Annotated in this window: 2 protein-coding genes and 2 pseudogenes; 3 read left to right on the forward strand and 1 reads right to left on the reverse strand. The window is 58.8% G+C overall.

Going from position 1 to position 4,194, the window contains the following annotated elements:
* Window positions 1–332, forward strand: a pseudogene (locus tag AC27VQ_RS25755) (hypothetical protein); the annotation flags it as partial.
* A 70-nt stretch (window positions 333–402) separates the two neighbouring features.
* On the opposite strand, the pseudogene AC27VQ_RS25760 reads toward AC27VQ_RS25755, so the two are convergent.
* Window positions 403–891, reverse strand: a pseudogene (locus AC27VQ_RS25760) (SOS response-associated peptidase family protein); the annotation flags it as partial.
* 809 nt (window positions 892–1,700) lie between these two features.
* Between AC27VQ_RS25760 and AC27VQ_RS25765 the strand changes: the two are divergent.
* Entirely contained in the window at window positions 1,701–2,966 is a 1,266-nt protein-coding gene (locus tag AC27VQ_RS25765) for a phospholipase D-like domain-containing protein (protein WP_488718573.1), read from the forward strand.
* A 61-nt stretch (window positions 2,967–3,027) separates the two neighbouring features.
* Complete coding sequence (locus AC27VQ_RS25770; protein ID WP_488718574.1) at window positions 3,028–4,122, forward strand: hypothetical protein; 1,095 nt, start codon at window positions 3,028–3,030, stop codon at window positions 4,120–4,122.
* The last annotated feature ends 72 nt before the right edge of the window (window positions 4,123–4,194 follow it).

A 4,194-nucleotide genomic window follows, 5' to 3' on the forward strand; every position in this document is an offset into this window, starting at 1 on the left:
GGCGATGTCATCACATGGGATCGCAATTGACGAATGCGACCGCAGCGGGTCTTCGAAGGTTCTGCGAAAATCCGGAACTCCGGATGATCATTGACCGCGCGGTCCTTACAAGAAGCGCAGCGAAGAAAATTCAAACTGAGACACTACCTCTTGTGGCTGAAGACCTCTCCGCTGGTCGGTTGGCCCCATTAGTTCCTGACGCGGCCCTAGAGGTCGAGTGGGGTTATGATCTGCTCTACCGCGTCGGCAACCACGACGACCCAAAAGTCCGCGCGTTTCGGACCTGGATGCTGAAAGAATTGAGAGAGTTTATACGCAGCAGCCAGATCTGAGGTGAAGGCTAGACTCATCATGGTACATGAGCCGAGCAGTTTGAGACATGGCGACAAAGTCGGGATGCGTTCATCCGACCTGCTGCACTGACAGGGTACCTTCTGAAAACGGCCTGATCAGGGACTTTGCCGAAACGGTAGGATCGAGCCAATCGACCCACGCACCCCGTTCCAGGGTCACGATCTGACGATCGTGATAGGGCGCGATATCGGGACCCGGCTCCATGGTGAGCATCGTGAAGGCCTCGTCGACGTCATCGGTCTCCCGCCAGATCCGCGCAATTGCGAAGATCGGTTCGCCGACCTTCTTGAAGAGCCATTTGTCTTTGCGCTTCTTCTTCGGGTCCTCCGGGGTCGTGAATTCGTAAAAGCCATCGGCGATGATGAGGCAACGGTGGGAAGCAAACTCCCGCCCCTCTGAACGAAAATTGTAGACGGGTTTGCGGGTCGGGCTCGGCCAGCTCCACCGACGCTGGACAAGCTCGCCCGCACCCCGCTCGCCTTCGACCGATCGTACAATCGGCGCTGTGTCGGTAATCTTGATGTCCTCGCGCGCCTTACGTGTCCTTCGAGACCACCCACTTTTGCTTGCGTTTTCCACCTTGCGTGTGACACGGGAAAGTAGCACGCTGTGGTCAGGCTGGGAGAGCACGGTATGGGCAAGATCATTTCTGCACATGCATATGTGAACAACGAAGTCACCTATATTGCCTGGGACATCGACGAGAAGATCGACGGCTGCCTCGGCTTTGAGGTGGTCCGGGTCTATCTTGACGCCAATGGCAACGTGGCCAAGAAAGCTGACGGCACCGACGATCGCGTGACCTGCGCGGCATGGGTCGCCTTCAAGGGGCAAAAAAACCCGCACTGGCTGCCGCAGACCACGTCGATATGGCCGGTCCAGAAGCTTTCCTGGAGAGACCTAACCCTCAGGAAGCGCCGCGATGCGATCACGCGCAGGCCTGATGAGGTCCGCGTCCGATACGAAATCCGACCGGTCGGCGATTTTGCGCCGGGGATGGATCCGGCGCCGGACCCCACACCAAGGGACGTCCAGGTCACGAAGAGGGACGCAAAGGGCAAGCCGGTCATGGATGCGTCTGGCGCACCGGAGAAAGTTTCCGCGAAGGCGTACGAGGGAAAACCACGACCCCTTGGCTATCTGGCGCCCGCCTTCGTCACCAATCCGGTTCATGTCACGCGCAAGCGCGGCAAGTTCGAGTCAACATTCACGAATGTCATTCTCGCAGCGCAATGGCTTCGAAACGTTCTTCTTGAGGATGGCGTCAAGAAGCCCAACGAGCTGATCGACATGATTTCCGATCCGAAGAACGGAATCCGAAATATCTGGCCGGCGATGTCCTGCCCATGCTGCGAGAATTCCTGTCTCGGCCGGGAAAATTTCTGCTCGGTCTCTATGAGCTTGAAGACCGGGAACTCGTCGACCTTCTCCTGGCAAACAAAACGAAGCTTCGGATCATCCTGGCGAATACGTCACAGGAGGATGGGGTCTGGGATATCCGCAACAGCGCGGCACGGCAGGAACTCGTCAACGCCGGCGTTGACGTCCAGCACCGTATGTTCAGCAACCAGACCCAGATCGGGCACAACAAGTTCGTGGTGCATATCCCGAGCGACGGGTCTGGCCGGAGCGTGTTTACCGGCAGCACCAACTGGACTTCGACGGGCGTTGCCGGGCAATCAAACAATGCGCTGGTCATCCACGACGACAAGGTCGGTGAAGCCTATGCCGACTACTGGCAGCGAATGTTCGATGACAAGATCGAGGTGCCGACCCCGTTTGGCAAGCCGATGTCGAAAAGCCAGCAGGGCAAGACGTTCCGAAAGGACAACGAGACGCCGCATTCCGTGCCGATGGGGCAGGGGGCGAATGTCGAGATCTGGTTCTCGCCGAACATGCAAGGTCGGTCCAAGGGAAAGGCCACCCCGCCCGACCTGCAGGCGGTCTATCGGAGGATGCGGAAAGCGGAAGACGCGGTCCTTTTCCTTGCCTTCTACCCCGGTCAATCGGCGCGTGACTGCATTGTCGGCGAGGCGATCGACATCGGCACGAAGAAGGATCGGCAGTTGATCGTGACCGGTGCGGTTTCGAGCCCCCAGGCAATGCCGAACTATGTCCCGGCGGACAAGAAGGGCACCAAGGACAAGAGCGACGACGATCCGGCAGTATCGCCTCACACATTCGAGGAAGCGAATGTCAACATCGTTAGGGCGTCCCGCATCGACGATCGAAGCCTACTGGCGGATTTTGGCGCCGAGGATCTGACCGCAAAGAAAGTCGGGGCGATCATCCATGACAAGGTGCTTGTCATTGATCCACTCTCGGACAACTGCGTTGTCGTGCTGGGAAGCCACAACCTCGGCTTCAAAGCCTCCTACGCCAATGATGAGAACATGCTGATCATCACCGGCGACAAAGCCTTGGCGCAGGCCTACGCGGTCCACATTCTCGATGTCTATGACCACTACCAGTTTCGCGCGGTAGAGGCTGAACTGAAGCGTCATGGCAAGAAGGGCTGGTCGGGTTTTCTGGCAACGGATGACCGCTGGCTCGACGGTTACGCCGATCGATCGAAAGGTGCCTTGATGCGCTACTTCGCGCGCGGCTCCTGATCGTTGAGACCAATTTGCCTGGGGGTTCCGGGCGATTTTAGCTGACGATCGGAGGTCACAGATGAAGCTCGCACTGCTCGCCGCTGCCGCCATTTTCTGCTCGACGACGGCCTCGATGGCCGCGCACCTGAAGCTCGGCAACTGGAACATCCAGACGCTCGTCTACGCCGGTGATCCTCACACGGTCTTCGAGGGCGACTATGTGCGCAACGCGACCGATTTCGCCGATCTCAAGCGCTGGCGCGATCAGGCTGGGGCCGATGTCTATTTTCTGCAGGAGGTCACAAGCCCGGCCGCCATCAACGAGGTCTTCCCGACGTCGGAGGGTTGGCAGCATTGCATCAGTGGCCAATTCTCCAAGGACGAGGGAACAGGAACGGGACCAGTCTGCACCGATTCAGGGATGACGCCAGCAAAACCGGCCGGCACGACCCGCAGCCAGTATACGGCCGTCGCGTGGCGCGCCCAAGCTGGCGTCAATGTGGGATCGGTAGCGGACTATACGGCGCTCAATGTCAAATCGGTCGACAACGACGGCATGACCCGCGATGTCCGCTGGGGGCTCGACGTCTCGCTCACGTCAGGCTCTACCAATCTGCGAGTCTTGGTCGTCCATATGAAATCCGGATGCTTCGATGACCGCGTCAATTTCCGGCTCTTCACGGTGGACCCTGCGACAACCCCGCCAGTGAAGGATGCGTGCGAGACCTTAGGGCGGCAGATGTATCCCCTCCATGCATGGATCTCGGCTCGTGAAGCCGCCGGCGACGCCTGGATGGTGGTCGGCGATTTCAATCGGCGCCTCGACGCTGGCGCGGGTCGCAATCAGGACGAGGTCTTGCAGGCGATCACTGCCTTCTCGCCCGGAGCAGACGGTAATGACCGGGATAATCGCCAGGACATCACCGTGTATCGCGCGCCCTACAAGGTTCCGTCCTCATGCTGGGCTGACACCGCAAACGCGCGGCCCGGTAACCTCGCTGACGCGGACAATTACAACATGCTCCCGATCGAGTTCTTCCTGTTCGGCAAGGTTGCCGGCGCGAAACTGGATCAAGCCTCCGAGCATCAATATCCATGGTTGCCATCGACATCCGCAGATCCCAAGCGGCTTTCTGACCATTGCCCAAGCACAATAGTTTTCCGAGTCCCCTAGACAGCCTGTTGCGCAAGACTGCTTGCCAAGCGGCATTGGGATCGAGCTCATAGTGGCAACATTCAAATCGTA

The organism is Shinella sp. 20P9.1.1 (assembly GCF_057798995.1).